The sequence below is a fragment of the Streptomyces sp. NPDC002779 genome, assembly GCF_042888685.1.
Lineage (GTDB): Bacteria > Actinomycetota > Actinomycetes > Streptomycetales > Streptomycetaceae > Streptomyces.
In genome coordinates this window covers 106,432-132,954 of sequence record NZ_JBIAQC010000008.1, presented here as the reverse complement: position 1 = coordinate 132,954, position 26,523 = coordinate 106,432, and the positions used below count along the sequence as shown (strand labels likewise).

The following is a 26,523-nucleotide window of genomic DNA, read 5'->3' as shown; positions in this document are numbered from 1 at the left end:
CCGATGGTGCCGGTCGTGGGCGGTCGTGGCCGGTCGTGGCCGGTTCGTGGCCGCCAGTATTGCCGCAGGGACCATCTTGACGTGCCGGTACTCCGGCCGCACTCCCGGGTGGCTCGATGTTCCGCAGGCTGATACGCACGGAAGGGCCCGCCCGCCTCAGCCGTTGCGCAACCGGAGCCCCGCCCTTGCTTCTTGAGCCACATCGCGGCCGATTGCTGTCTTGTCATGGCCTGTTACGGGCGCTTACTTTTGGCCCTCCTGACGCATGTCGAGGGGGCACCGTTATGGCCGCACGCGGCCGGCACCGCCGGTATCAGCCGAACAGGATCAACCGAGCCTCGCTCACCGTGACGGCGGGCAGCGCCGGGATGGCGATCCCGCTCATCGGCACCGGAACCGCGCAGGCGGCGGACGTGGAGACCTGGGACAAGGTCGCCGCGTGCGAGTCGACCAACAACTGGAACATCAACACCGGCAACGGCTACTACGGCGGCCTCCAGTTCGCCCAGTCCACCTGGGAGCAGTACGGCGGCACCCGGTACGCCCCGCGGGCCGACCTGGCCACCAAGGACGAGCAGATAGCCGTCGCGGAGAAGGTCCTGGACGGACAGGGCCCCGGCGCCTGGCCGGTGTGCTCGGTACGGGCCGGGCTCACCCGGGGCGGGGAGAGCCCCGAGCTGAAAACCTCGGTACCGGACGTCAAGCCGCAGACCACACCGCAGTCCCGGGCCGGCAAGGCCCAGATGTACACGGTGGTGCGCGGCGACACCCTCTCCACGATCGCCGACGAGCAGGACGTCCGGGGCGGCTGGCGGGGGCTGTACGACGCCAACCGCAAGACCGTGGGCGCGGATCCGGACCTGATCATGCCCGGGCAGCGGCTCGCCCTCGGCGCCGGGTCCGCCGCGAAGACGACTCCGGCGGCCGCCAAGCCCCTGCCGAAACAGAAGACTTCCGAGAAGTCCACGCCCGCGAAGTCCACTCGCGAGAAGTCCACTCCCGCGAAGACCTCCAAGAAGACCATGGTCTCCCCGGTGAGCGCGCCCACCGGCACGCCCTACCACAAGGCGGGCACCTCCTGGTCGAAGGGCTACCACACCGGCGTCGACTTCCCCGTCGCCACCGGTACGACCGTGCGGTCCGTGGCCGACGGCAAGGTGGTCGGCGCGGGCTGGGAGGGCTCCTTCGGCTACCAGGTGGTGGTCCGGCACGCCGACGGCCGCTACACCCAGTACGCCCATCTGTCGGCGATCTCCGTGCGCAGCGGCCAGCAGGTCGGCGCCGGCCAGCGCATCGGCCGTGCCGGTTCCACGGGCAACAGCTCGGGCCCGCATCTGCACTTCGAGGTGCGGACGGGGCCCGGCTTCGGGTCGGACATCGACCCGGTGGCCTACCTGCGGGCAGGCGGCGTCAGGATCTGACGCGCGTCCGGTGCCGGTCCAGGACCGGCATCGGGACGTAGGGGCCGCCGTAGAACGGCCCGTAGAGGTGCGGTGAGGCGGCGCTCGGCGTCGTCTCCTGCTGTGCGGGGAGCACGAGAACCAGCTCCTCCGCGGAGGCGGAAGCGAGGACCAGCTCCTCGGTGGAGGCGGGCGAGGGCGCCGGCGCCGGTGTCGCGGGGAGTTCCGGGACCGGCCGCGCGGGTGCCGGAGCGCGTTGAATGCGCTCCGTCGTCAGCAGGATCAGGCCACCCGTCGCGACCACACCGCAGCTCAGCGCGAGCGCGGTGCCGGTGGTGCCGTAGCGGAAGGTTTCGCCGAACATCGTGATGCCGACCGCGGCCGCGATCACCGGGTTCACGACCGTCAGCACCGCCAGCGGGGCCGCGAGTCCGGCGCCGCGGTAGGCGGCCTGGGACAGCAGCAGACCGGCGGTGGCGAAGACACCGATGGTGGCCAGGGACGGCAGGTCGCCCGCCGTCACCCCGCCGTCCCAGTCGACGGCGACGATCTTCGTGAACACCGAGGACATGCCGAAGGCGATACCGGACGCGGTCGCGAGCAGTACGCTGCGCACCACCGGGTGCCGGTGGGCCGCCCGGCCCGCGATCATCAGGGTCGCGACGGCGCCCGCGGTGACCAGGGCCACGCCGGTGCGCTGCGCGGTGTCGAGGGACTGCGACTCGGAGGCGCCGACCAGGGAGAGCAGACCGGCGAGACCGACGGTCGCCATGATCGCGCCGCGCCAGGCGGTCGCCCCGGCCTTGCGGCCGACGAACAGGGCCGCCATCGGCAGCGCGAACACGATGGTGAGCGCTCCCAGCGGCTGGACCACGCTCAGCGGTCCGTAGGCGAGGGCCGCCACGTGCAGCAGCCCGCCCAGGCCGTTCAGCGCCACGGCGGCCCACCAGACCGGCCGGCGCAGCGGCGCGTAGTGCTGTCCGGGCGTGGACACCGCGACGCGCTCCTGCACGATCGCTCCGCCCGCGTAGGCGACGGCGGAGACGAGGGACAGGAGCACGGACAACGCGAGGGCACTCATGAGCGGCTCCTCTGCGTGAGGCGGGGGCTCGTCGTCCCGCGCGGCCAGCTGTCGGCTTCCATAGCCAACACGATGCCGTTAAAAGTTCTTCCCGTCGTCGTCCCTGAGCAGGCAATGACTCCTACTGCCGATGGAGTACAAAACGCCCTCCGTCCTCCTGAGGGTGGGGGGTGCACCCCGAGACGTCTACGGCCGCCCTTGGTGCCACCGCTCCTCGTGGACCTCGACCCTAGGGCTGGACATCATCTGATCTTTACGGCAATTCTATGACTTTTCCCCCTCGCGAGGCAGCCGAGTCCCCGCCCGCTGAGCTCTTCCGCGCGCGCCGCATCTGGGTGACCATGGGGGACCGGCCGAGACAGGGGGATGCTGGTGCGAGTGGGACTGTTGACCCGGGAGTACCCGCCGGATGTGTACGGCGGCGCCGGTGTCCATGTGGAGTTCCTCGCCCGGGAGTTGACGTCCCTGGTCGACCTGGAGGTGCACTCCTGGGGCGAGGGCCGCGCCGAGGGCGTGCTGCGCCACCGCCCCTGGTCCGCCCTCGACACCGCCAACGACGCGCTGCGCACCTTCTCCGTGGACCTCGCGATGGCCGCCGCCCTGGAAGGCAGCGAACTGGTCCACTCGCACACCTGGTATGCCAACCTCGGCGGCCATCTGGCCAAGCTGCTGTACGGCATCCCGCATGTGATGACCGCGCACTCCCTGGAGCCGCTGCGGCCCTGGAAGGCCGAGCAGCTCGGTGGCGGGTACGCCCTGTCCAGCTGGGCGGAGCGCACCGCGATCGAGACCGCGGACGCGGTGATCGCCGTGTCGGGCGCGATGCGCGAGGACATCCTCGCCTGCTACCCGGGGCTGGACCCCGCGCGGGTGCGCGTCGTGCACAACGGCATCGACACCGACCTGTACCGCCCCGACCACGGCACCGACGTGCTGGACAGGATCGGCATCGACCGGGGCCGCCCGTACGTCCTGTTCGTCGGCCGGATCACCCGCCAGAAGGGCGTGCCCCATCTGCTGCGCGCGGTACGGGACATCGACCCGGCCGCGCAGGTCGTGCTGTGCGCGGGCGCCCCCGACACCCCGGAGATCGACCGGGAGTTCCGCGAGCTCTTCGAGGAGCTGAGCCGGGTGCGCGCGGGCGTGCACTGGATCCCGCAGATGCTGCCGCGCCCCGAGGTGATCCAACTCCTCACGCACGCCGCCGTGTTCGCCTGCCCCTCGGTGTACGAACCCCTCGGCATCGTCAACCTGGAGGCGATGGCCTGCGGGACCGCCGTGGTGGCCTCGCGGACCGGCGGGATCCCCGAGGTCGTCGACGACGGCAAGACGGGACTGCTGGTGCCGGTGGACGACGGCTTCGAGGCGGGGCTCACGCGGGCCCTGGACTCCGTGCTCGCGGATCCGGAGGGCGCCCGGGCGATGGGCGAGGCCGGACGGGAGCGCGCGGTGGGGGAGTTCGGCTGGGACGCGGTGGCGCGGCGCACGGTCCGGCTCTACGAGGAGATCCTCGAACAGGCGTAGGACACCTCGAGTGGGGGCAGGCTGGGGTCAATCTGCTTGAGGGGAGCGGCCCATGCGTCGTGGCGGACCTTCGGTGCTCGGCATCGTGCTGGCGGGCGGAGAAGGCAAACGCCTGATGCCCCTGACGGCGGACCGCGCGAAACCAGCGGTCACGTTCGGCGGCACCTACCGGCTCGTCGACTTCGTCCTGTCCAATCTGGTCAACGGCGACATCCTGCGCGTCTGCGTGCTCACGCAGTACAAGTCGCACTCGCTGGACCGGCACATCACCACCACCTGGCGGATGTCCAGTCTGCTCGGCAACTACGTCACCCCGGTCCCGGCCCAGCAGCGCCTGGGCCCCCGCTGGTTCCTGGGCAGCGCGGACGCGATCCTGCAGTCCCTGAACCTGATCTACGACGAACGGCCCGAGTACGTCGCGGTGTTCGGCGCCGACCACGTGTACCGCATGGACCCGCGGCAGATGCTGGCCCAGCACATCGAGTCCGGCGCGGGGGTGACCGTGGCCGGGATACGCGTCCCGCGCGGCGAGTCCGCCTCGTTCGGGGTGATCAGCCCCGGCTCCGACGGGCAGACGGTGGAGCGCTTCCTGGAGAAGCCCGCCGACCCGCCCGGCCTGCCGGACGACCCCGAGTGCGTGTTCGCCTCGATGGGCAACTACATCTTCACCACCAAGGCCCTGATCGAGGCGCTCCAGCGGGACGCCGAGGACGACCGGTCCGTGCACGACATGGGCGGCTCGATCCTGCCCCAGCTCACCGAGCGGGGCGAGGCGCAGCTGTACGACTTCAGCGCCAACCACGTCCCCGGCGAGACGACCCGGGACCAGGGGTACTGGCGGGACGTCGGCACGCTGGACGCGTACTACGACGCCCATATGGACCTGATCGCCGAGCGGCCCGCCTTCAACCTCTACAACCGGCAGTGGCCCATCTACACCCACTCGGGCCAGCTCTCCCCGGCCCGTTTCAACGCGGGCGGCATCGCCGGGGAGTCGATCATCAGCGCGGGCTGTCTGATCCGGGGGCAGGTCACGCGGTCCGTGCTGTCGCCGGGTGTGGTGGTGGACCCCGGGGCGGTGGTCCAGGGGTCGGTGCTGCACGACAACGTCCACATAGGCCGGGGCGCGGTGGTGCGGGGGGCGGTCCTGGACAAGAACGTGGAGGTGCCGCCGGGGGCGACGATCGGCGTCAATCCGGAGCGGGACGCGGAGCTGTACACGGTCTCCAAGGGCGGGGTCATCGCGCTGGGGAAGGGGCAGCGGGTGACCTGACCTCGCGCTCCGCCAACGGGTTGGACTTAATCTGCTGTTAACTGTGCGTAGCTTGATCGTACTTGACCGTAATCGCTCGAGGACGATTGACTGCTGGTCCACCCCGTCGTCGACGCGAGGCAAGCCCTTGACTTCCGACCTGCTGGCCCCTCTCGACCTGGCGTTCTGGAACATCGAGTCCGCACGGCACCCGATGCACCTCGGTGCCCTGGGTGTCTTCTCCGCGCGGTCGCCCACGGCCGGGGCGCACGCCGCCGACCTCCTCGCGGCCCGCGCCGCCGCGGTCCCCGGGCTGCGGATGCGCATCCGGGACGTATGGCAGCCGCTCGCCTTCGGCGCCGCCACCCGGGAGCCGGTCCCCGGCTTCGACCCCCTGGACCATGTGCGGCTGCACGCCCCGGCCGACGACTTCCAGGCGGTCGCCGGACGCCTCATGGAACGCCCGCTGGAGCGCGGCCGGCCGCCCTGGGAGGCCCATGTGCTGCCCGGCGCCGACGGCGAGTCCTTCGCCGTGCTGTTCAAGTTCCACCACGCCCTCGCCGACGGACTGCGCGCGCTGACCCTCGCCGCGGCCGTGCTCGACCCCATGGACCTGCCCGAGCCACGGCCCCGCCCGGCCGAGCCCCCGCGTGGCCTGCTCCCGGACCTGCGGGGGCTGCCCGGACTGGTCCGGGGCGCCCTGTCCGACGTGGGCCGCGCCCTGGACATCGGCGCCTCCCTCGCCGTGTCGACCCTGGACGCCACGCTGGCCGCGCGCTCCACGGCCGCGCTCACCGCCGAGCCCAGCGGCACCCGACGTACCGCCGGAGTCGTCGTCGACCTCGACGATGTGCACCGGGTGCGCAAGGCCGTCGGCGGCACCGTCAACGACGTACTGATCGCGGTCGTCGCCGGCGCCCTGCGCCGCTGGCTGGACGAACGCGGCGACGGCAGCGAGGGCGTCGCGCCCCGCGCCCTGATCCCCGTCTCCAGGCGCCGCCCGCGCACCGCGCACCCGCAGGGCAACCGGCTCTCCGGATACCTCGTGCGGCTGCCCGTCGACGACCCCGACCCGCTGCGCCGCCTCGGCACGGTCCGCGCCGCCATGGACCGCAACAAGGACGCGGGCCCGAACCGCGGCGCGGGCGCGGTGGCCCTGCTCGCCGACCACGTCCCGCCACTCGGCCACCGCCTCGCCGGCCCCCTGGTCGGCCAGGCCGCCCGGCTCTGGTTCGACCTCCTGGTCACCAGCGTCCCGCTGCCCGGCCTCGGCCTGAGACTCGGCGGCAACCCGGTCACCGCCGTCTTCCCTTACGCGCCGCTAGCCCGCGGCCAGTCCCTCGCGGTGGCGGTCTCGACGTACCGCGGCGCGGTCCACTACGGCCTGGTCGCCGACGCGGTGGCCGTACCGGATCTGGACCGGCTGGCGGCGGCGCTGTCGGACGAGGTGGAGACGCTGATCACGGCCTGTGACCCTTGACCGTCCCGGTTTTTGGTAGTGACGCCCGGCGCTCCGTAGAATTCCCCGTTCGAAAGCGGACGCGGTCGGAGCGCCGCACGGGTGAGCAGGGAAGCGGCAGCGGCGATGACGGTGACAGAGGACGGTCCGGCGACCACGGAAGAGGTCGTGTACGGCCCCGGCATCGACCCCGAGCGGCTGGCCGTCTGCCTCAGCGTGCTGGAGGAGCTCGACAAGCTGGAGGTCGACCACCCCGACGCCGTCGCCGTGCGCCGGGCCACCGCGGGCGTCTACCGCACGGTCAAGCAGCGCCGCCGCCAGGAGCGCCGGGCCGCCAAGACCGCCCACGACAGGGCGGTCACCGAGGCCACGGCGACCGGCTCCGCGCAGCGCATCGACGACGAGACCGAGGGGCTGCTGCCGTCGTCGCCCACCGAGGAGGGGCGGATCGCCGGGATACTCCAGCGCCCGCGCTCCTGCTACACCTGCAAGACGCGGTACGTGGAAGTCGACTACTTCTACCACCAGCTCTGTCCGGACTGCGCCGCGCTGAACCGCACCAAGCGCGACGTCCGCGCGGACCTCACCGGCAAGCGGGCGCTGCTCACCGGCGGCCGCGCCAAGATCGGCATGTACATCGCGCTGCGACTGCTGCGCGACGGCGCGCACACCACGATCACCACGCGGTTCCCGAAGGACGCCATCCGCCGCTTCAAGGCCATGGACGACTCCGCGGACTGGATCCACCGCCTGGAGGTCGTCGGCATCGACCTGCGCGACCCGGCCCAGGCCGTCGCCCTGGCCGACCGGATGAGCGAGCAGGGCCCGCTGGACATCCTGATCAACAACGCGACCCAGACGGTACGGCGCCTGCCCTCGGCCTACGCCGCGCTGGTGGACGGCGAGTCGGCGCCGCTGCCCGCCGGTGAGCTGCCCGCCCACCACGTCATCGGCGCCTTCAACTCCGGCGCGGTGGACGGCCTGGCCGCGCTGCCCGCCGGGATCTCCGGGCTCGACGCGCAGCAGGTGGCCGACCTCGCCCTGGTCGCGGGCCACGCCAGCGTGGAGCGGCACCGCGACGGCACCGCCATCGACGCGGGCGGTCTGCTCCCCGACGTCGTCGACACCAACACCTGGGTACAGACCATCGAGCAGATCTCCCCGGTGGAGCTGCTGGAGACCCAGCTGTGCAACTACACGGCGCCGTTCATCCTGATCAGCAAGCTCCGCCCGGTGATGGCACAGGCGGCCCGCAAGGCGTCCTCGGGCCGCGCGTACGTCGTCAACGTCTCGGCGATGGAGGGCGTGTTCGGCCGCGGCTACAAGGGCGCGGGGCACCCGAACACCAACGCCGCCAAGGCCGCGATGAACATGGTGACCCGGACCAGCGCCCAGGAGATGTTCCAGTCGGACGGCATCCTGATGACCTCGGTCGACACCGGCTGGATCACCGACGAGCGCCCCCACTACGACAAGCTCCGCCTCGCCGAGGAGGGCTTCCACGCCCCCCTGGACCTGGTCGACGGCGCGGCCCGGGTCTACGACCCGGTGGTGCGCGGCGAGGCGGGCGAGGACGTGTACGGCGTCTTCCTGAAGGACTACGCGCCCGGCAAGTGGTGACAGCGCGGCCGGCCGGAGGGCTTCGGGGTCGATGATCCCACCGGGTGACCGGGCTCGCCACGGGCCGCCGTCACGGTCCCGTCGGCGCCTGGTCGCGCAGACGGTCCTGGAGGGGCGAGCCGGTCGCTGACGCGGACGCCGCCCGGACCCGGGTGCCGCCGTCCACCAGGAGGTCGGCGCCGGTCACCCATTCGGCCGCGTCCGAGGCCAGCCAGACGACGGCTCGGGCCACGTCCCGCGGGGAGCCGATGCGGGCGAGCGGGAGGGCCGCGGCCAGCTGCGGTTCCGCGTGCTCCCAGACGAAGCGGGCCATGTCGGTGCGGATCAGGCCCGGGGAGACGGAGTTGACGCGCACCCTCGGGGCCAGTTCGCCCGCGAGCTGGCGGGTGAGGTGCAGGAGGGCGGCCTTGCTGGTGCCGTAGGCGCCGATGTGCGGGCCCACGTGTCCGGCGCCCTCCGTGCAGATGTTGACGACCGTGCCGCCGGGTCGCGCATCCAGGCGCGCCAGGCGTGCTGGACCAGCCGCAGCGGGGCTTCCACGTTCACCGTGAACGCCGTGCGCCAGGCGAGCGGGTCGACGTCCATGAGCGGGCCGTAGGGCCGGTTCGTCGCGGCGTTGTTGACCACGATGTCGAGGCGGCCCAGTTCCCGTACGCAGAAGTCCGCCAGCGCCCGCGGATGCGCCGGGTCGGCCACGTCACCCGGCAGCCCCGCACCGCCCAGCTCCGCCGCCGTGCGCCGCACGTCCTGCGCGTCCCTCGCCGTCACGCACACCCGCGCGCCCGCTTCCGTGAGCGCGCGGGCGACGGCGAGACCGATGCCGCGGGTGGCACCGGTGACCACGGCGGCCCTGCCCTGGAGTCCGTACGGCGGCGTCATCGCCGTACCGTCTCATGACGGACCGTCAGTCGACAGCCCCGAGGCGGGAGTTCCGGGCGGCGAGCAGTTCCAGGACGGTGCGCCAGTCCTCCAGGACCCCGGCGTCGAAACCGGCGGTGCGGCTCTCCTCGGCCGCCTGGCGCAGCCGGAGCAGGTCGTCGTCGCCGGGGTCGGCACCGGGGCCCTGGGCGCGGACCAGCCGGGCCACCCGCTCGCCGAGCAGGGGGCGTACGGCGTCGGCGGCCCGGTCGCCGGGCCCGAGCAGCGGGCCGATCGCCTGGACCAGCCCGGCCGCCTGGAGTTCCTTGTCGGCGGGGCGGCACCGGCGCAGCAGCGCGGCGGTGCGCAGCGCGTGCTGGTGCAGATCGGTTCCGGCGGCGCCGACGCGACCGGGGGCAACCCATGCGCCCCGGCAGGCGTACAGCAGATCCATCAGCTCCTCGACACTGCGCAGCTCCATGCGCCAGTCCTCCCGCCGGACAGCCGTTGCCGTCCGCCAGCAGACCATGGGTGGCTTGCGATTCGGCCAACGGGACCTGAACTGCGCGGCGTGCGGCGGCGGCGCGATACGTGCGACGGGGAGGGCATCCCAACGGCATCCCAACGGCCCGTGCAGGGGAGGAAACAGGACGTCTTCAGACAGTAACCCCGAGTTTTCAGCCCCATCGAGCGGGTACCCGCTCATTTGGTTACTCTGTAGCGGACGGACAGCAGAAATGGGTCCCACCCACACCCACGGTCCGTCCCGGGACAGCCGGTTCACAACGGTCTGCTCCGTACGAAGAACCGGCGCCACCGCGTCCGAACGGTCTTTCGACTCACACCCGAGCGGGCTACCGGCGACGGGCGCATCGGCCCGGCGCAGTGGTCCCGAGGGTGACCCGACACATAAGGAGTGCGCGGTGACACCGGAGAAGACGAAGCGCGAACAACGCCCCAAGGATCGCCCCGAACGCGCGGGCCGTCGGCCCGGCGAACTCGGCAGCCTGGACGTGTGGGCCCGGTCGGCCCCGATCCGCCTCGCGGGTTACGAGGACGACCTCGCCGAGCCCCACATCCTGCCGAGCGTGGACTGAAGGCCCGAGAAGCCTTCGCGATCGACGATCGCATGGGCGTGCGAGACTGGCGCCCATGCTGATCAGAGAAGCCGCGGCCGAGGACTGGCCGCGGATCTGGCCTTTCTGGCATCGCATCGTCTCCGCCGGCGAGACCTACGCCTGGGACCCGGGCACCTCCGAGGAGGCGGCCCGGGTCCTGTGGACGAACCCGGCGAAACAGGTGTACGTCGTCGAGGACGAGACCGGCGCCATCGTCGCCTCCGCGTACCTCACCCCCAACTACGGTGGCACCGCCGCCCGGATCGCCAACGCGGGCTTCATGGTGGACCCCGCGCACACGGGCCGCGGCATCGGCCGCCTCCTCGCCGAGCACGTCCTGACCGCCGCCAAGGCGCACGGCTACCGGGGCATGGTCTTCAACGCCGTCGTCGAGACCAACCCCGCCGTCGCGCTGTGGCTGTCCCTCGGCTTCACGATCCTCGGCACGGTCCCGGACGCGTTCGAGCATCCGCGGCACGGGCTGGTGGGCCTGCACATCATGTACCGAGCCCTGTAGAAGACCCGGCTCGGTCCAGCGGCGCGGTCCGCCGCCACGGCCGCAGGCGCTCCAACTGGGCCGCCAGTTCCAGCAGATCGGTCTCCGCGCCCGGGCGGCCCACCAGCTGTACGGCGCACGGGGCGCCCGAGGGCAGGGCGCCGACGGGGATGCTCATGGCCGGCCAGGCGGTGAGGTTCCAGGGCGGGGTGAAGGGGGAGCAGGCGGTGTTCGCCACGATGTTGCGCAGCCACCCCCGCTCGTGCCAGGGCGCGGCCTCGGGAGAGCGGCGGGCCAGGGCGGGGGTGAGCAGGATGTCGTAGCGCTCGAAGAACGGGTCGAGGACCCGGCGCAACTCCTCCCGGGCCGTGCCCTTGCGGGCCTGACCCGCGAAGCGCCTGCCGATCGCCGCGTGCACCTTCGTGCGGCGGGTCAGCGACCGCGGGTCCAGGCCCCGGGCGTCGACCGACGTGCCCGCCGTCCAGTGGGCGAGCGCGGTGAGCCCGAGCGTCATCGGGTACGGGGGATCCGCCCGGCGCACCTGGTGGCCCGCCTTCATCAGCACGCCCGCCGCCTCGCGCGCCGCCGCCCGGTACGGGGCGCTCACCGCGACTCCCGCGATCGGGCTGCGCAGCGACACCGCGACGCGCCGTCCGCCCCGCGTCGAGGCGGGCGGGAGCTCCCCGTCGGCCATCACCGCCAGCAGCAGGCGCGCGTCCTCGACCGTCGTCGCGAGGGGCCCGTTCTCCGACATGCCGAACCAGTCGCCCTCACCGATGCCCGCCGGCACCACTCCGCGCCCGGGCTTCAGGGTCACCAGGCCGCAGTTGGCCGCCGGGATGCGCAGGGAGCCCATGCCGTCGTTGCCGAGGGCGACCGGCACCAGGCCCGCGGCGACCGCGGCCGCGCTGCCGCCCGACGAACCGCCCGCCGAGCGCGAGGTGTCCCACGGATTGCGGGAGATGCCGTGCACCCCGTCCGTGGTGCCGAAGACGCACAGCTCCGGCACGTTCGTCAGCCCGACGACCACCGCACCCGCCGCCCGCAGCCGGGCCACCGTGACATGGTCGTCGGCGGCCGGTGCCCGCGATGTCGCCGCGGAGCCGACGCGCAGCGACTCGCCGCACACCGCGAGGTTGTCCTTGACCGCCACGGGCACGCCCGCCAGCGGCAGTTCGGCCAGGTCACCGCGGGCGCCCACGGCGTCGGCCTCGGCGAGCGCCGCCTCCGCGCGCACCGTGCGGAAGGCGCCGATCCGGCCGTCCAGGCGCGCGATCCGGTCGAGGTGCTCGGCGACCACCTCCCGGGGCGTGGTCCGCTTCTCCCGTACGGCGGCGGCGATCTCGACGGCGGTCCGGCCGACCCAGCTGCTCACAGAGGGCTCCTTCGGGTGCTGCGCAGGAGGATTACTCGCGGGTACGTCGGAGAGAACTCTGCCCGCCGAGCGCCCCGGCGTCGAGAGCGCGGCCCGGCGCCGCTCAGCGCAGGTGCCGCTCGAAGAACGCCGTCGTCGCCTCCATCGAGTCCGGCCACCGCGGTCCGAAGGTGTGCCCCTCGCCCCGGTACCGGCGCAGCTCCACGTCCTTCCCGGCCGCCTCGAACGCCGCCACCGTCCGCTTCGACCAGGCGAGCGGGCAGGTGTCGTCGGCGGTGCCGTGGTGGATCAGCAGCGGCTCCGTCGCCCGGTGTGCGAAGGTCAGCGGCGAGACGTTCCGCCAGAACCGCGGGTTCTCCTCGGGCGTGCCGTGCGCCGCGTCGATCTCGGCGGCGATCGGGGCGCCCTCGCCGCGCTGGAACCGCTCCAGGTTGTCCTGCGGCCGGCCGCTCACCGGCGCGAAGACCACCGCCGCGTCGACCAGACCGGGCGTCACCACGAGCGTGTTGTACACGACCCCGCCGCCCATCGAGCGCCCGAGCAGCCCGATCCGGTCCCCGTCGATCTCCGGCCGGCCGGAGCCGCGCAGTGCCAGTACCGCGCCGATGACGTCCGAGGTGTAACCGAGGCGCAGGTTCACGTCGTTGTCGGGGTCGTCGTCGGAGCGGGCGTGATTGCGGTAGTCGGTGTGCAGGACGACGTACCCCTCGCGGGCGAGCAGGTCCTGTTCGCGGGCCAGGCCCCGGCCGGTGGTGTAGACGGCCGGGTCGATGTAGCCGTGCGCGAGCACCAGCGCCGGGAAGGGGCCCTTGCCCGCCGGGATGTTCATCAGCCCCGAGATCGTCAGACCGTCGCTCTCGTACGTCACGGCGTACGAGGTGTAGGCGGCGGTGCGCGCCAGGACGGTCCCCAGGCGCAGGCCGGAGCCGCGGTGCTCGCGCTGGATCAGGGCCTGGAGGGAGACGGGGTCCACGGGGGAGGGGGAGGGTGCCGGGGCGGCGGAGGTCGTACGCGGGCTTGCGCTCGCGGACGCCGTAGGGCGCGCGTCCTCGTCCGCGCCGCCGGTGCAGCCCGCCGCCAGCAGCAGCGACAGCCCGGCGGCGGCACAGGCCAGTCCCCGCAGCCGCATGCCGCCATTGTCCCCCTGCGGGGCGCCGGCGGGGAGCGGTTTCCCCGGGGCCGGTTCGAAGCGGGTGCGGCAGGGGAGCCGTACACCAGGTCAGCCCTTGAGACGGTCACCCGCTCCCGGTGGCCGTCTCCCGCTCGGAACCCCGCCCGGACGACCTACGGAGACCCCGTATGCATGACGACCGCAGCCTGGTCGAAGGCCGCCTCAAGCGCGTCCTCGACGAGCGCATCCGTCCCGCCGTGTACCCCGAGTCCGTACCCCTCCAGGTGGCGGTGTGGCACGCGCCCGGTGAGCCCGTGCCGGTCGCCGAGGGACTCGCGGCCGAGCCCGAGCCGATCGAGGTGGGCGCGAGCTGGGGTGCTCCGTGGGGCACCAGCTGGTTCCGGGTCACCGGCATCGTCCCCGAGGCGTGGGCCGGGCGGACCGTCGAGGCCCTGCTCGACCTGGGCTTCGACGAGAACATACCCGGCTTCCAGTGCGAGGGCCTGGTCTACCGGCCCGACGGCAGCCCGGTGAAAGGACTCAACCCGCGCAATCAGTGGGTACGGATCGGCGCGCCCGTCGAGGGCGGTGAGGAGGTGCGGCTGCACGTCGAGGCCGCCTCCAACCCGGTCGTCCTCGGCTACCACCCCTTCGTGCCCACGCCGTTGGGCGACCAGCACACCGCGGGCAGCGCACCCCAGTACACGCTCGCCCGGATGGATCTCGCGGTCCTCGACGAGACGGTGTGGGAGCTGGTGCTCGATCTGGAGGTGCTCGGTGAGCTGATGGCCGCGCTGCCCGTGGACTCCCCGCGGCGCTGGGAGATCCTGCGGGCGGTGGACCGGGCGCTGGACGCGATCGACCTCCAGGACGTCAACGGCACGGCGGCGCAGGCGCGGGCACGTCTGGAGACGGTGCTGTCCGAACCGGCCGTGCCCTCCGCCCACCGCATCAGCGCCGTCGGCCACGCGCACATCGACTCGGCGTGGCTGTGGCCGCTGCGCGAGACGGTCCGCAAAGTGGCCCGCACCACCGCCAACATGACCGCGCTGCTGGAGGACGAGCCGGAGTTCGTGTTCGCCATGTCCCAGGCACAGCAGTGGGCATGGGTGAAGGAGCACCGGCCCGAGGTGTGGGCGCGGGTGAAGAAGGCGGTGGCGGACGGGCGGTTCGTGCCGGCCGGTGGGATGTGGGTGGAGTCGGACACGAACATGCCGGGCTCGGAGGCGATGGCCCGGCAGTTCGTGCACGGCAAGCGCTTCTTCCTCGACGAGTTCGGCATCGAGAACGACGAGGCGTGGCTGCCCGACACCTTCGGCTTCGCCGCGGGCCTGCCGCAGATCATCAGGGCGGCGGGCTCCAAGTGGCTGCTGACGCAGAAGATCTCCTGGTCGCGGACGAACCCCTTCCCGCACCACACCTTCAGCTGGGAGGGCATCGACGGCACCCGGATCTTCACGCACTTCCCGCCCGTCGACACCTACAACTGCTCCATGAACGGCGCCGAGATCGCCCACGCCGCCCGTAACTTCCGGGAGAAGGGCGTCGCCCGGCACTCCCTCGCGCCCACCGGCTGGGGCGACGGAGGCGGCGGCACCACCCGCGAGATGATCGCCAAGGCGGCCCGCCTGCGCGACCTCGAAGGCTCGGCGACGGTGGTGTGGGAGACCCCGGCGGAGTTCTTCACCAAGGCGCAGGCCGAGTACCCGAACCCGCCGGTCTGGGTCGGCGAGCTCTACCTGGAACTCCACCGCGCCACCCTCACCAGCCAGGCGCGGACCAAGCAGGGCAACCGGCGCAGCGAACACCTCCTGCGCGAGGCCGAACTGTGGGCCGCGACGGCCGCGGTACGCACCGGATTCCCTTATCCGTACGAGGAGTTGGACCGTATCTGGAAGACGGTGCTGCTCCACCAGTTCCACGACATCCTGCCCGGTTCGTCCATCGCGTGGGTGCACCGGGAGGCACGGGCGACCTACGAGCGCCTCGCCGCGGAGCTGAACGGGATCATCGACGCCGCCCAGGGCGCCCTGGCCGGGGAGGGCTCGACCCCGCTCGCCTTCAACGCCGCCCCGCACCCCCGCGACGGCGTCCCGGCGGGCGGCGCGGGAACCCCGGCCGACGAGGGCCGGACCCGGCTCACCTCGGGGCCCGGCGGCGGGCACGTCCTCGACAACGGCCTGCTGCGCGTCGGGATCGACGCGCGCGGGCTGGTCGTCTCCGCCTACGACCTCGACGCCGACCGCGAGACGATCGCACCGGGCAGCGCCGCGAACCTCCTCCAGCTCCACCCGGACTTCCCCAACATGTGGGACGCCTGGGACGTCGACGAGTTCTACCGGAACACGGTCACCGATCTCACCGAGGTGGACAAGATCGTCCCCGACGGGCACGCGGTGCGGATCGTACGGTCCTTCGGCGGCTCCCGCGTCACGCAGGTGCTCTCCCTCGCGCCGGGGGAGCGGCGGCTGCTCGTGGACACGGAGGTCGACTGGCACGAGACGGAGAAGTTCCTGAAGCTCGCCTTCCCGCTCGACGTGCACGCCGAACGGTACGCCGCCGAGACCCAGTTCGGGCACGTCCACCGGCCCACCCACACCAACACCTCCTGGGAGGCGGCGAAGTTCGAGGCGTGCAACCACCGGTTCGTGCACCTGGAGGAGCCGGGCTGGGGCGTGGCGATCGTCAACGACTCGACGTACGGGCATGACGTGACCCGCACGGTCCGTACCGGCGGCGACCGCGGGACGACCACCACGGTGCGCGTCTCCCTGCTGCGCGCCCCGCGCTTCCCCGACCCCGAGACCGACCAGGGCGTCCACCGCTTCCGGCACGCCCTGGTGCCGGGCGCGGCCATCGGGGACGCCGTCCGCGAGGGCTGGCGGATCAACCTGCCCGAGCGGCGCCGCACCGGCGCCGGGGAGGTCGTCCCACTGGTCGGCGTCGACCGGGACGCCGTCGTCGTCACCGCGGTCAAGCTTGCCGACGACGGCAGCGGCGATGTGGTCGTCCGCTTCCACGAAGCGCACGGAGGCCGCTCCCGCGCGACCCTCACCGCCGGTTTCGAGGTCGCGGACGTCACCGCCACGGACCTGCTGGAGCGCCCGCTCGCGGACGGTGCCGTCGAGCGGGACGGCAACCGTGTCGCCGTACGGCTGCGGCCGTTCGAGCTGGTGACGTTGCGGTTCCGGAGGGCAGAATCCGTGCTGTGAAGATCAGCGCGCGGGAACTGAACCGGGCCACCCTCGGCCGCCAACTGCTGCTGCGCCGCGAGCCGCTGGGGGTGGCCGAGGCCGTACGGCGGATCCTGGCGGTGCAGGCGCAGCAGCCGGCGTCGCCGTATCTCGCGCTGTGGAACCGGCTCGCCGGCTTCGCGCCGGCCGATCTGGACGCAGCCTTCGCCGACCGCACCCTCCTGAAGGCGACCCTGCTGCGGATCACCCTGCACGCCGTCCACCACGAGGACTACCGGATGCTCCGGGAGGCGATGCGGCCGACGCTGCACGCCTCCCGGCTCGGGTACCGCTTCGCCGCCGCCGGGCTCACCCCGGCCGACGCCGCCGAACTGGAGCCGGGGCTGCTGGAGTTCGCGGCCGAGCCGCGGTCGAACGGCGAGATGACGGCGTGGCTCGGGGAACGGGTCGGCGAGGAGCGGAAGGAGGGGGCGTGGTGGGGGCTGCGGTCCTTCACCCCGCTCGTACACGCGGTGACCGGGGGACCGTGGTCCTTCGGTACGTCGCCGGCGTACGTCGCGGGGCCGGAGGGCCGGGCCGAGGGCGGGCCCGAGGAGGCGTTGCAGGCCCTCGCCCTGCGCTACCTCGCGTCCTTCGGGCCCGCCTCGATCGCCGACCTGGCCCAGTTCGCCACGGTGCAGCGGGCCCGCGTCCGCACCGCCCTGCGCGCGCTCGCCGGATCCCTGGAGGAGCTGGAAGGCCCCGACGGCACGGTCCTCCACGACGTCCCGGGCGCCCCGCGCCCGCCCGGGGACACCCCGGCGCCGCCCCGGCTGATGGCGATGTGGGACAGCGTGCTGCTCGCGTACGCCGATCGCGCCCGGGTGATCCCGCCCGCCTGTCGCCCGCTGGTGATCCGCGTCAACGGCGATGTGCTGCCGACGCTCCTGGTCGACGGCCAGGTGGCGGGCGTCTGGCGCCCTGTGGAGGGCGGCATCGAGGCCACGGCCTTCCACGAGCTGCCGCCCGGGGTGTGGGAGGAACTGGCCCGGGAGGCCGCGTCCTTGCCGGCGCTGCTGGCGGCACGCGAGCCGCGCGTCTACAGCCGCTACGGCCACTGGTGGAAGAAGCTCCCGGCCGCCCAGGTGCGCGTCCTCCCCGCCGATTGATCGGACCTCTGAGACAGAATTCCGCGAAATCCGCCCCCTCGGGGGCCTGTGGGCGGAGAATGGTCGTATGAATCGCATCACCGCGGTGGACACCTACGACATCCGTTTCCCCACCTCCCGGGAGCTCGACGGCTCCGACGCGATGAACCCGGACCCCGACTACTCGGCGGCCTACGTCGTCCTGCGCACCGACGCCGCCGACGGGCACGAGGGGCACGGCTTCGCCTTCACCATCGGGCGGGGCAACGAGGTCCAGGTCGCCGCGATCGACGCCCTGCGCGGTCAGGTGACCGGACGGTCCGTCGAGGAACTGTGCGCGGATCCGGGGACGTTGAGCCGCGAACTGACCGGCGACAGCCAACTGCGGTGGCTGGGACCCGAGAAGGGCGTGATGCACATGGCGATCGGGGCGGTCGTCAACGCCGTGTGGGACCTGGCCGCCAAGCGCGCCGCCAAGCCGCTGTGGCGGCTCCTGGCCGACGCCGAACCCGAGTGGATCGTCCGCCAGATCGACTTCCGGTACCTCACCGACGCCCTCACGCCCGAGGAGGCCCTGGAACTTCTGCGCCGGGGCCGGGACGGCGCCGACGAGCGCTCGGCGGAACTCCGGAGCACGGGCTACCCCGCCTACACCACCTCCCCCGGCTGGCTCGGCTACGACGACGCGAAGCTGACCCGGCTCGCCACCGAGGCCGTCGCCGACGGGTTCCGCCAGATCAAGCTCAAGGTCGGCGCCGACCTGGCCGACGACATCCGGCGCTGCCGCGTCGCCCGCTCGGCCATCGGCCCCGGGATCCGCCTGGCGCTCGACGCCAACCAGCGCTGGGACGTGGCCGAGGCGATCCGCTGGACCCGTGCCCTCACCGAGTTCGGCCCGTACTGGATCGAGGAGCCCACCAGCCCCGACGACATCCTCGGCCACGCGGCGATCCGCGAGGCGGTCGCCCCGGTGAAGGTCGCCACCGGCGAACACGCCCACAACCGGGTCGTGTTCAAGCAGCTGCTCCAGACCGGCGCCGTCGACATCGTCCAGCTCGACGCGGCCCGCGTCGGCGGTGTCAACGAGAACCTCGCCATCCTGCTGCTGGCCGCCAAGTTCGGCGTGCCGGTCTGCCCGCACGCCGGCGGGGTCGGACTGTGCGAACTCGTCCAGCACCTGTCGATGTTCGACTACGTCGCGGTCACCGGGACCACCGAGAACCGGGTCATCGAGTACGTCGACCATCTGCACGACCACTTCCTCGACCCCGTGGTGATCCGTGAGGGCCACTACGCGGCACCCACCGCTCCGGGCTTCTCGGCGGCCATGCGCCCCGAGTCCCTCGCCCGGTACACCTTCCCGGACGGCTCCTACTGGACCACCGCCCTCGACGAGGAGAAGGGGCACGCCGCATGAACGACTTCGCGGGACTCAAGGCGCTGGTGACCGGGGGCGCCTCCGGCATCGGACGGGCCACGGCGCACCTGCTCGCCGCGCGCGGCGCCCGGGTCGCCGTCCTCGACCTGGACCCGGCCCCGGTGGAGGAGCCGCTGCTCGCGTACCGCGCCGACGTCACCGACGACGCCGAGGTGCGGGCCGCTGTCGCCGCCGCCGTGGCCGACCTCGGCGGCCTCGACGTGCTGGTCAACAACGCGGGCATCGGCGCCCAGGGGACCGTCGAGGACAACGACGACGCCGAGTGGCACCGCGTCCTGGACGTCAACGTCGTCGGCATGGTCCGCACGGCCCGCGCCGCCCTGCCGCGGCTGCGCGAGTCGCGGCACGCGGCGATCGTCAACACCTGCTCGATCGCCGCCACGGCGGGCCTGCCCCAGCGCGCGCTGTACAGCGCCACCAAGGGTGCCGTGCACGCCCTCACCCTCGCCATGGCCGCCGACCACGTCCGCGAGGGCATCCGCGTCAACTGCGTCAACCCCGGTACGGCGGACACCCCCTGGATCGGCCGGCTGCTCTCCCAGGCCCCCGACCCCGCTTCCGAGCGCGCCGCACTGGAGGCCCGCCAGCCCACCGGACGCCTGGTGACGGCCGAGGAAGTGGCGGGCGCCATCGCCTACTTGGCCAGCCCGCTGTCCGGCGCCACCACCGGCACCGCCCTCGCCGTGGACGGCGGCATGCAGGGCCTGCGCCTGCGGCCGGTGACCCCGTGACCCGGCTCGGCTTCGGCGCCGGAGCCCTCGGCAACCTCTACACCCCGATCAGCGACGAGCAGGCGTACGAGGCGGTCGGCGCCGCCTGGGACCGCGGCATCCGCTACTTCGACACCGCCCCGCACTACGGCCTCGGCCTGTCCGAGCGCCGCCTGGGCGCCGCCCTGCGCGAGCGGCCGCGCGAGGAGTACACGATCTCGACGAAGGTGGGCCGCCGCCTGGAACCGTCGGACGGGGACGGCGACGACCTGGCCCACGGCTTCGCCGTCCCCGCCACCCACCGCAGGGTGTGGGACTTCACCGCCGACGGCATCCGCCGCACCCTGGACTCCAGCCTGGAACGGCTGGGCCTGGACCGGGTGGACCTGGTCTACCTCCACGACCCCGACGACCACGCCGAAGAGGCCTTCCGCGAGGGATATCCGGCGCTGGAGAAGCTGCGCTCCGAGGGCGTGGTCGGCGCGATCGGCGCCGGGATGAACCAGGCGGAGATGCTCACCCGCTTCGTCCGCGACACCGACGTGGACGTGGTCCTCTGCGCCGGCCGCTGCACCCTGCTCGACCAGAGCGCCCTCGCCGACCTCCTGCCCGCCGCCGCAGCACGGGGCACGTCGGTGGTGATCGGCGGGCCCTTCAACTCCGGTCTGCTGGCGGATCCGCGGCCGGGAGCGACGTACAACTACGCCCGCGCGCCGCAGGAGTTGGTGGACCGCGCCCTGCGCATGAAGGAGACGGCCGAGCGCCACGGCATCACCCTGCGCGCCGCGGCCCTGGCCTTCTGCGCGGCCCACCCGGCGGTCACCAGCGTGCTCGTCGGCGCCCGTTCGGCAGCCGAAGTGCACGACTGCGCCGACCAGTTCGCTACCGAGGTGCCCGCCTCCTTCTGGCAGGAACTGCGGGACATGGGCCTGCTGGGCGGGGTGGGGGAGCTGCCGTGACGGTGGTGGACGCGCATGTCCATGTCTGGGAGCTGTCCGTCCGCGACCAGGGCTGGATCGCGCCGGGCAGCCTGCTCCGACGTGACTTCACCGTCACGGAGCTGGCGCCTCGGGCCCGCGCGGCAGGCGTGGAGCAAGTGGTCCTCGTCCAGACCGTCACCGTGCCGGAGGAGACCCCGGAGCTGCTGGCCCTGGCCGCCGGGCACGACCTCGTCACCGGGGTGGTCGGCTGGACCGACCTGACCGGCCCCGGCGTGGCCGAGGAACTCGCCCGTCTGCGCGCACTCCCCGGCGGCCGGTACCTCAAGGGCATCCGCCACCAGGTGCAGGGCGAGCCGGACCCGCGGTGGCTGCTGCGGGCGGACGTACGCCGCGGCCTGGCCGCCGTCGCCGAGGCCGGGCTGGTGTACGACCTCGTGGTGCTGCCCTCTCAGCTCCCCGCCTGCGCCGAGGCGGCCGCCGCCCTGCCCGGACTCACCTTCGTCCTGGACCACGCGGGCAAGCCGCCCGTCGCCTCCGGCGCCCTCGAACCCTGGGCCACCGACCTGCGCGCCCTGGCCGCGCTGCCCAACACGGTCTGCAAGCTCTCCGGCCTGCTCACCGAGGCCGACCCCGCCTCCTGGACGGTGGACGACCTGCGCCCGTACGCCCACACCGTGCTCGATGCCTTCGGGCCGCACCGGCTGATGTTCGGCTCGGACTGGCCGGTGTGCACCCCACTCGCCCCCTACGGTGAAGTGCTCGCCCTCACCCGGAACTTGGCCGAAGGGGACGATATCTTCGGCGGCACCGCTCGCCGCGTCTACGACCTGTGAGACACCCCCGCCAGCCGGGTCGGCGGCAGATACTCCCGCACATACGTCCGGTCCCAGCACGCGCCCGTCTCCCGCAGCTCGCGCCACGTCGTGAAGCGGTAGCGGAACAGGCGGGCGCGGATGTAGCGGGGCGGCGCGTCGGGCGGGAAGGGGGAGCGGCGCAGCAGTTTCAGGGTGGCCGGGTCGTTCTCCAGGAGGCGCTCCACCAGGGTGCCGAACCAGGCGCCCGCGTAGGCGGGGGAGAGCGCGGCGAACCACATCATCCAGTCCAGCCGGAGGTGGTACGGCGCGAACTGCCGCGGCCAGTGCCGGGGATCGCCGGGCTTGCCCTTGAACTCGTACTCCCGCCAGTCGGAGTCCTCGCGCGGTACGTCCTCGTCCGTGCCCTCGATCACGACCTCGTAGCGGACCCGGCTGACGCTGCCGAACGCGCCGTAGGTGTTGACCAGGTGGAGGGGGTCGAAGGAGCGGTTCATGACCTGGCGGCGGGAGAGCATGTTGCGGACCGGGCGGTAGCTGAGGGCGAGGAGCAGGGCGGAGACGGCGAGGACCACGACCTGGTACCAGGCGGGGGCGTCCGGCACCGCCGAGGGGGAGGTGCCGGGAAGCGCGAGCGCGGACAGCGCCAGCACGATGGTGATCCAGTTCAGCCAGGAGAAGTTCCCCGACAGCACCAGCCACAGCTGGGTGAGGATCATCAGGGCCGCGGCGGCCGTGGCGACCGGCTGGGGGGTGAACAGCAGGAACGGCACCACGAGTTGGGTGACGTGGTTGGCGGCCACCTCCACGCGGTGCAGCGGTCGCGGGAGACGGTGGAAGAACCAGCTCAGCGGGCCGGGCATCGGCTGGGTCTCGTGGTGGTGGTCGAGACAGGTCAGCTTCCGCCAGCACTCGTCGCCCCGCATCTTGATCAGACCCGCCCCGAACTCGACGCGGAACAGGACCCAGCGCAGCAGGAACAGCACCACGATCGGCGGGGCCACCTCGTCGTTGCCGAGGAGGACGGCGAGGAAACCCACCTCCAGCAGCAGGGACTCCCAGCCGAAGGAGTACCAGGTCTGCCCCACGTTGACGATCGACAGGTACAGCACCCAGGGCACCAGCCACAGCAGCATGGCGCCCCACAGCGGCAGCAGCCCGTCCACTCCGGTGAGCAGCGCCGCCGACACCGCGCAGCCCGACCAGGCGCACACCGCGAACAGCCGGTCGGTGTAGCGGAAGTGGAACAGGCTCGGTGCCGCCCGGAACGGCACCCGCGCCACGTGAGCGGGCACCGGCAGCAGGCCGCGCTCGCCGATCAGCGCGCGGAACTGGAGCGCCGCCGTCAGGAACGCGACGAGGTACACGCCGGCCAGCGCCCGCTGGAAGACCAGCCGGCTCAGCCAGTACTCGGGTGCGGTGAACCACTCCACGGCCTGCGCTCCTTCGATCCGTTGTGCTGCCAGCCTCCGCCGTTCGGTCACTCTGCGTGCATCGCCCCTCCGGTTGCGTAACCCATGCGGGTGAAGCAGACAATGAGTGGCGAACTGCCCGATAAGAGGCGGGAGAGTGCGGTGCGAACCCCCACAGGAACCCTGGTCACGGCCGGCGCGCTCGCCGCGGCGCTGCTGGTCACCGGCTGTGGCTCGGAGAGCGACAAGGGCACGGCGGCGAGCGGGGAGGTCTTCCTCCAGCCGGTGGCGGCACCGGGACCCGATCCCTTCACGGACTCCACGGCCACCTCGACGGCTACCCCGCCGCCCGTCACCCGAACGCCGCAGTCCACCCCGACCTCCGACGGCGTGCGCTCCTACTCCGGGTCCACACCCGGCCTGTACAGCGGCACCGAGCGCGTCGGCAGCTGCGATGTGAACCGGCAGATCGGCTATCTCACCGCCGACCAGGGCAAGGCGCGCGCCTTCGCCGGAGCCGCCGGCATCTCGGAGGCCGGGATTCCGCAGTACCTGCGCGGCCTCGCCCCCGTCGTGCTGCGCGCCGACACCGGGGTCACCAGCCACGGGTACCGCGCCGGACGGACGACCACCTATCAATCCGTCCTCCAGGCCGGCACCGCCGTCCTCGTCGACGACCGGGGCGTGCCCAGGGTGCGCTGCGCCTGCGGCAACCCGCTGAAGCCGCCCGCGGCGACCCAGGGCAGCCCCACCGTCAGCGGCCCCGCGTGGGCGGGTTTCCGTCCGGCCCAGGTCGTCGTGGTGACTCCGGCACCCCAGGTGATCGCCGACATCACGATCATCGACGTCGTCAGCAACACCTGGATCGAACGCCGGGTCGGCCACGACGTGCGGCACGACCGCCCCGTACCGCGGCCGCAACCGCTGACGCCCGGCACCTCGACGCCCGGCACCCCGAGCCCCGACGACAGCCTCGCCCCGGACGACGAGAGCGCCGAGCCGTCCGACGAGCGCACCGGCTCCACCACGCCCGAGGCAACGCCTGAGGGAGTCCCCGACGGAGCGCCCGAGGGACCGCTGGAGAGCACACCGGCCGACTGCGCGACCCCCACCGTCACCGTCACCCCCGGCGCCACCGAGGACGCCCCCGCGGAACCGCCGACTCCGACGGACTGCCCCAGTGTCACCGTCACGGCCACCCCGCCGCCGACCGAGCCGCAGCGCCCGCCGGCGCCCTCGGACGAGGACACCGGGACCGAGCCCTCGATGCCTGATGAGCCGGAGCTCTCCCTCGACGCCTCGGACGAGATCGGCCCGGGGACCGTGCCGGACACGCCCGACGTGCCCGACGCCGGCGGGCTGATCCCCGACGCGCCCGGGGAGCGGTCCGCCTCCGGCAGCATCTTCGGCAGCCCGACGGATGTCTTCACCAGTTGACGGCTCGCTCCCCGAGTCCGCCCTTCCCGGTCGAAGAATCGGACAATTCCTGGCAAGGTGGGCGCATGGTTGATCGGGGAGCGAGCGCCCTGTCACTCCCGGACGACTGGCCCGCCCACCCGGATCCGATCCTGGCGCTCAACCGCATGGGCAGCTTCGACTGGGACCTGGACAGCGGTCTGTTCCACATGGACGCCCAGGCCCACGAGGTCTTCGACCTGCGCCCCGACGAGTACGACGGCCGCCCCGAGAGCCTCGGCGTCCGGGTCCCGCCGGCCGAGGGGCACCGCCTCGACACCATGGTCGCCCAGGCCATCAAGGACGGCAGCGAGAACTACGGCGCCTACTTCCGCCTGCGCCGCCGCGACGGCAGCCTGCGCTGGACCCACACCCAGGGCTACATCCGACGCGACGGGACCGGCCGCCCGCGCCGCATCATCGGCATCGTCCGGGACGCCACCGACGAGCTGGCCGAGAGTGCCGCGCGCCGGGACCGGGCCGAGGCGGACGAGGCGCGCCGGCAGCAGACCAACGTCGTCGAGCTGACCACCGCCGCGCTGGCGCACGCCCGCACGGTCCAGGACGTCATCGACGTACTGAAGGACACCCACGGCCTCACCCATCTGGGCGCCACCAGCCTGGTCATGGGCCTGGTCGAGGCAGGCCGGATCCGGCTGATCGCCGAGGGCCCGGCGGGCAGCTTCGTCCCCGGCACCAGCGTCACCCGCCTCGACGAGCCGTACCCGATGAGCGAGGTGGTGCGGACCCTCACCCCGCGGTTCATCGAGTCACCGCAGGAGTTCGCGGACGGCTATCCCCGGCTGTGGCAGCACATCACCGGCCTGGACATCACCTCGGCCGCCTATCTGCCGCTGATCGCCCAGGCCCGGCCGATCGGCGCCATGGGCCTGCTCTACAGCGACCGGCGCGGCTTCTCGCCCGAGGACCGCAACGTCCTGGTCGCCCTCGGCAGCAGCATCGCGCAGAGCCTGCAGCGGGCCATGTTCTACGAGCAGGAGAAGGACCTGGCCACCGGCCTCCAGCAGGCCATGCTGCCGCGCACCATCCCGAGCGTCCCCGGCGCCGACGTCGCCGTCCGCTACCGGGCCGGCACCGCGGCGGGCACCCTCGGCCGGGACATCGGCGGCGACTGGTACGACCTGATCCCGCTGCCGGGCGGCCGGGTCGGCGCGGTCATCGGCGACGTCCAGGGCCATGACACCCATGCCGCCGCCGTCATGGGCCAGCTCCGCATCGTGCTGCGGGCCTACGCGGCCGAGGGGCACACCCCCGCGACCGTGATGGCCCGCGCCTCGGTCTTCCTGCACGAACTGGACACCGACCGGTTCGCGACCTGCTTGTACGCCGAGGCCGACCTGTCCACCGGGGTGGTGCAGGTGGTGCGGGCCGGCCATATCGACCCGCTCGTCCGGCAGCCCGACGGCACCTGCCGGCGGGTGGCCGTGGACGGCGGCCTGCCGCTCGGTCTGTCGGCCGAGTTCGGGAGCCTGGAGTACCCGGTGCGCACCCTGGAACTCGACCCCGGGCACACCCTGCTGCTGTGCACCGACGGTCTGGTGGAACAGCCCGGCCTGGACCTCGACGAAGGCATGCAGACGCTCACCGCCCTGGTCGCCGACGGCCCGGACGACGTGCGCAAACTCGCCGACCGGCTGATCGAGGTGGCCGAGGAGCGCGGCGGCGACGACGATGTCGCCCTGCTTCTGCTGCGGCGCCGTGGCCTGGACGCCCCGCAGACCGGCGGGCGGCTGCAGCAGCACGTGGCGCCGGGCGACCCCGAGGCGCTCACCCAGGCCCGCCACATGATCCGCGCCGCCGTGCGGGCCTGGGGCTCCGGCGAGCGGGACGACGAGATCGAGCTGGTCGCAGACGAGCTGATCACCAACGCCCTCATGCACACCGAGGGGGCCGCGATCGTCACGCTGCGGGTGCTCACCGGCGCCGACCGCCGGCTGCGGGTGGAGGTCGAGGACTCCTCCAGCGCCCTGCCCCGGCGCCGGGAGGCGGGCGACGACGGGGTGTCCGGCCGCGGCCTGCTCCTGGTGGAGCTGCTCACGGACGTCTGGGGAGTGGAGGCCCGCGGCGGCGGCAAGTGCGTGTGGTGCGAGTTCGTGGTGCCCGGGCGGAACTGAGCCGT

20 protein-coding genes and 1 pseudogene are annotated in these 26,523 nt (G+C 73.0%); 15 read left to right on the top strand and 6 right to left on the bottom strand.

Annotated elements, in window-relative coordinates; translation table 11 throughout:
• Positions 1 to 284: 284 nt before the first annotated feature.
• On the top strand, positions 285 to 1,421 hold the full coding sequence (locus ACFYW5_RS23265; protein ID WP_389418982.1) for a transglycosylase family protein: 1,137 nt from the start codon (positions 285 to 287) through the stop codon (positions 1,419 to 1,421).
• On the opposite strand, the gene ACFYW5_RS23260 is transcribed toward ACFYW5_RS23265, so the two are convergent.
• On the bottom strand, positions 1,411 to 2,481 hold the full coding sequence (locus ACFYW5_RS23260; protein ID WP_389418981.1) for a DMT family transporter: 1,071 nt from the start codon (positions 2,479 to 2,481) through the stop codon (positions 1,411 to 1,413). The two genes, ACFYW5_RS23265 and ACFYW5_RS23260, sit on opposite strands and share 11 nt — an antisense overlap.
• Positions 2,482 to 2,853: 372 nt before the next feature.
• Here ACFYW5_RS23260 and glgA point away from each other — a divergent pair, with 372 nt between their 5' ends.
• The 4 genes from glgA (at position 2,854) to ACFYW5_RS23240 (ending at position 8,336) form a co-directional block, all read left to right on the top strand.
• Complete coding sequence (gene glgA, locus ACFYW5_RS23255; RefSeq protein WP_389418980.1) at positions 2,854 to 4,005, top strand: glycogen synthase; 1,152 nt, start codon at positions 2,854 to 2,856, stop codon at positions 4,003 to 4,005.
• A 52-nt stretch (positions 4,006 to 4,057) separates the two neighbouring features.
• Positions 4,058 to 5,278 (top strand): glucose-1-phosphate adenylyltransferase, encoded by a 1,221-nt coding sequence (gene glgC / locus ACFYW5_RS23250; RefSeq protein ID WP_389418979.1) that lies wholly within the window; start codon positions 4,058 to 4,060, stop codon positions 5,276 to 5,278.
• 127 nt (positions 5,279 to 5,405) lie between these two features.
• Positions 5,406 to 6,737: a wax ester/triacylglycerol synthase family O-acyltransferase gene (locus ACFYW5_RS23245; RefSeq protein WP_389418978.1), complete on the top strand. Its 1,332-nt coding sequence runs from the start codon at positions 5,406 to 5,408 to the stop codon at positions 6,735 to 6,737.
• 105 nt (positions 6,738 to 6,842) lie between these two features.
• Positions 6,843 to 8,336, top strand: a complete 1,494-nt coding sequence (locus tag ACFYW5_RS23240; protein ID WP_389418977.1) for an SDR family NAD(P)-dependent oxidoreductase — start codon at positions 6,843 to 6,845, stop codon at positions 8,334 to 8,336.
• A 70-nt stretch (positions 8,337 to 8,406) separates the two neighbouring features.
• On the opposite strand, the pseudogene ACFYW5_RS23235 reads toward ACFYW5_RS23240, so the two are convergent.
• Together ACFYW5_RS23235 and ACFYW5_RS23230 are read right to left on the bottom strand one after the other, a co-directional pair.
• A pseudogene (locus tag ACFYW5_RS23235) lies at positions 8,407 to 9,215 on the bottom strand (SDR family oxidoreductase).
• A gap of 25 nt (positions 9,216 to 9,240) precedes the next feature.
• Positions 9,241 to 9,675: a hypothetical protein gene (locus ACFYW5_RS23230; protein ID WP_389418976.1), complete on the bottom strand. Its 435-nt coding sequence runs from the start codon at positions 9,673 to 9,675 to the stop codon at positions 9,241 to 9,243.
• A gap of 442 nt (positions 9,676 to 10,117) precedes the next feature.
• Here ACFYW5_RS23230 and ACFYW5_RS23225 point away from each other — a divergent pair, with 442 nt between their 5' ends.
• Positions 10,118 to 10,291: a hypothetical protein gene (locus tag ACFYW5_RS23225; RefSeq protein WP_389418975.1), complete on the top strand. Its 174-nt coding sequence runs from the start codon at positions 10,118 to 10,120 to the stop codon at positions 10,289 to 10,291.
• A 55-nt stretch (positions 10,292 to 10,346) separates the two neighbouring features.
• Entirely contained in the window at positions 10,347 to 10,829 is a 483-nt protein-coding gene (locus tag ACFYW5_RS23220; RefSeq protein ID WP_389418974.1) for a GNAT family N-acetyltransferase, read from the top strand.
• Here the strand turns inward: ACFYW5_RS23220 and ACFYW5_RS23215 are convergent.
• Together ACFYW5_RS23215 and ACFYW5_RS23210 are read right to left on the bottom strand one after the other, a co-directional pair.
• Positions 10,810 to 12,183: an amidase gene (locus tag ACFYW5_RS23215; RefSeq protein WP_389418973.1), complete on the bottom strand. Its 1,374-nt coding sequence runs from the start codon at positions 12,181 to 12,183 to the stop codon at positions 10,810 to 10,812. The two genes, ACFYW5_RS23220 and ACFYW5_RS23215, sit on opposite strands and share 20 nt — an antisense overlap.
• Before the next feature lie 103 nt (positions 12,184 to 12,286).
• Positions 12,287 to 13,312 carry an alpha/beta hydrolase family protein gene (locus ACFYW5_RS23210; RefSeq protein ID WP_389418972.1) on the bottom strand — a complete coding sequence of 342 codons (1,026 nt, stop codon included), beginning with the start codon at positions 13,310 to 13,312 and terminating at the stop codon, positions 12,287 to 12,289.
• Between the two features lie 170 nt (positions 13,313 to 13,482).
• On the opposite strand from ACFYW5_RS23210, the gene ACFYW5_RS23205 reads away from it, so the two are divergent.
• The 6 genes from ACFYW5_RS23205 to ACFYW5_RS23180 all read left to right on the top strand — a co-directional run bounded on the left by ACFYW5_RS23205 (position 13,483) and on the right by ACFYW5_RS23180 (position 21,537).
• Positions 13,483 to 16,506: an alpha-mannosidase gene (locus ACFYW5_RS23205; RefSeq protein WP_389418971.1), complete on the top strand. Its 3,024-nt coding sequence runs from the start codon at positions 13,483 to 13,485 to the stop codon at positions 16,504 to 16,506.
• The gene (locus ACFYW5_RS23200; protein WP_389418970.1) at positions 16,503 to 17,636 is read left to right on the top strand and encodes a winged helix DNA-binding domain-containing protein; all 1,134 of its coding nucleotides are present in this window, start codon (positions 16,503 to 16,505) and stop codon (positions 17,634 to 17,636) included. The genes ACFYW5_RS23205 and ACFYW5_RS23200 overlap by 4 nt, the downstream gene beginning before the upstream one ends.
• A 67-nt stretch (positions 17,637 to 17,703) precedes the next feature.
• Positions 17,704 to 19,032, top strand: a complete 1,329-nt coding sequence (locus ACFYW5_RS23195) for an L-fuconate dehydratase (RefSeq protein ID WP_389418969.1) — start codon at positions 17,704 to 17,706, stop codon at positions 19,030 to 19,032.
• The gene (locus ACFYW5_RS23190) at positions 19,029 to 19,784 is read left to right on the top strand and encodes an SDR family NAD(P)-dependent oxidoreductase (protein WP_389418968.1); all 756 of its coding nucleotides are present in this window, start codon (positions 19,029 to 19,031) and stop codon (positions 19,782 to 19,784) included. The genes ACFYW5_RS23195 and ACFYW5_RS23190 overlap by 4 nt, the downstream gene beginning before the upstream one ends.
• On the top strand, positions 19,781 to 20,722 hold the full coding sequence (locus ACFYW5_RS23185; protein WP_389418967.1) for an aldo/keto reductase: 942 nt from the start codon (positions 19,781 to 19,783) through the stop codon (positions 20,720 to 20,722). The genes ACFYW5_RS23190 and ACFYW5_RS23185 overlap by 4 nt, the downstream gene beginning before the upstream one ends.
• Positions 20,719 to 21,537 (top strand): amidohydrolase family protein, encoded by an 819-nt coding sequence (locus ACFYW5_RS23180; protein WP_389418966.1) that lies wholly within the window; start codon positions 20,719 to 20,721, stop codon positions 21,535 to 21,537. Before ACFYW5_RS23185 ends, ACFYW5_RS23180 begins: the two co-directional genes overlap by 4 nt.
• Here ACFYW5_RS23180 and ACFYW5_RS23175 read toward each other — a convergent pair.
• Positions 21,525 to 22,949 carry a lipase maturation factor family protein gene (locus ACFYW5_RS23175; RefSeq protein ID WP_389418965.1) on the bottom strand — a complete coding sequence of 475 codons (1,425 nt, stop codon included), beginning with the start codon at positions 22,947 to 22,949 and terminating at the stop codon, positions 21,525 to 21,527. The genes ACFYW5_RS23180 and ACFYW5_RS23175 overlap by 13 nt on opposite strands.
• 141 nt (positions 22,950 to 23,090) lie before the next feature.
• On the opposite strand from ACFYW5_RS23175, the gene ACFYW5_RS23170 reads away from it, so the two are divergent.
• Together ACFYW5_RS23170 and ACFYW5_RS23165 are read left to right on the top strand one after the other, a co-directional pair.
• The gene (locus ACFYW5_RS23170) at positions 23,091 to 24,365 is read left to right on the top strand and encodes a DUF6777 domain-containing protein (RefSeq protein ID WP_389418964.1); all 1,275 of its coding nucleotides are present in this window, start codon (positions 23,091 to 23,093) and stop codon (positions 24,363 to 24,365) included.
• 65 nt (positions 24,366 to 24,430) lie between these two features.
• Positions 24,431 to 26,518 carry a SpoIIE family protein phosphatase gene (locus tag ACFYW5_RS23165; protein ID WP_389418963.1) on the top strand — a complete coding sequence of 696 codons (2,088 nt, stop codon included), beginning with the start codon at positions 24,431 to 24,433 and terminating at the stop codon, positions 26,516 to 26,518.
• The last annotated feature ends 5 nt before the right edge of the window (positions 26,519 to 26,523 follow it).

Excerpts from the sequence above, each read along its gene's own strand:
- ACFYW5_RS23220 (WP_389418974.1), top strand. The coding sequence starts at position 10,347 with ATGCTGATCAGAGAAGCCGCGGCCGAGGACTGGCCGCGGATCTGGCCT.
- ACFYW5_RS23190 (WP_389418968.1), top strand. The coding sequence starts at position 19,029 with ATGAACGACTTCGCGGGACTCAAGGCGCTGGTGACCGGGGGCGCCTCC.
- ACFYW5_RS23230 (WP_389418976.1), bottom strand. The coding sequence starts at position 9,675 with ATGGAGCTGCGCAGTGTCGAGGAGCTGATGGATCTGCTGTACGCCTGC.
- ACFYW5_RS23260 (WP_389418981.1), bottom strand. The coding sequence starts at position 2,481 with ATGAGTGCCCTCGCGTTGTCCGTGCTCCTGTCCCTCGTCTCCGCCGTC.
- ACFYW5_RS23240 (WP_389418977.1), top strand. The coding sequence starts at position 6,843 with ATGACGGTGACAGAGGACGGTCCGGCGACCACGGAAGAGGTCGTGTAC.
- ACFYW5_RS23195 (WP_389418969.1), top strand. The coding sequence starts at position 17,704 with ATGAATCGCATCACCGCGGTGGACACCTACGACATCCGTTTCCCCACC.
- glgC (WP_389418979.1), top strand. The coding sequence starts at position 4,058 with ATGCGTCGTGGCGGACCTTCGGTGCTCGGCATCGTGCTGGCGGGCGGA.
- ACFYW5_RS23210 (WP_389418972.1), bottom strand. The coding sequence starts at position 13,312 with ATGCGGCTGCGGGGACTGGCCTGTGCCGCCGCCGGGCTGTCGCTGCTG.
- ACFYW5_RS23205 (WP_389418971.1), top strand. The coding sequence starts at position 13,483 with ATGCATGACGACCGCAGCCTGGTCGAAGGCCGCCTCAAGCGCGTCCTC.
- ACFYW5_RS23165 (WP_389418963.1), top strand. The coding sequence starts at position 24,431 with ATGGTTGATCGGGGAGCGAGCGCCCTGTCACTCCCGGACGACTGGCCC.
- ACFYW5_RS23265 (WP_389418982.1), top strand. The coding sequence starts at position 285 with ATGGCCGCACGCGGCCGGCACCGCCGGTATCAGCCGAACAGGATCAAC.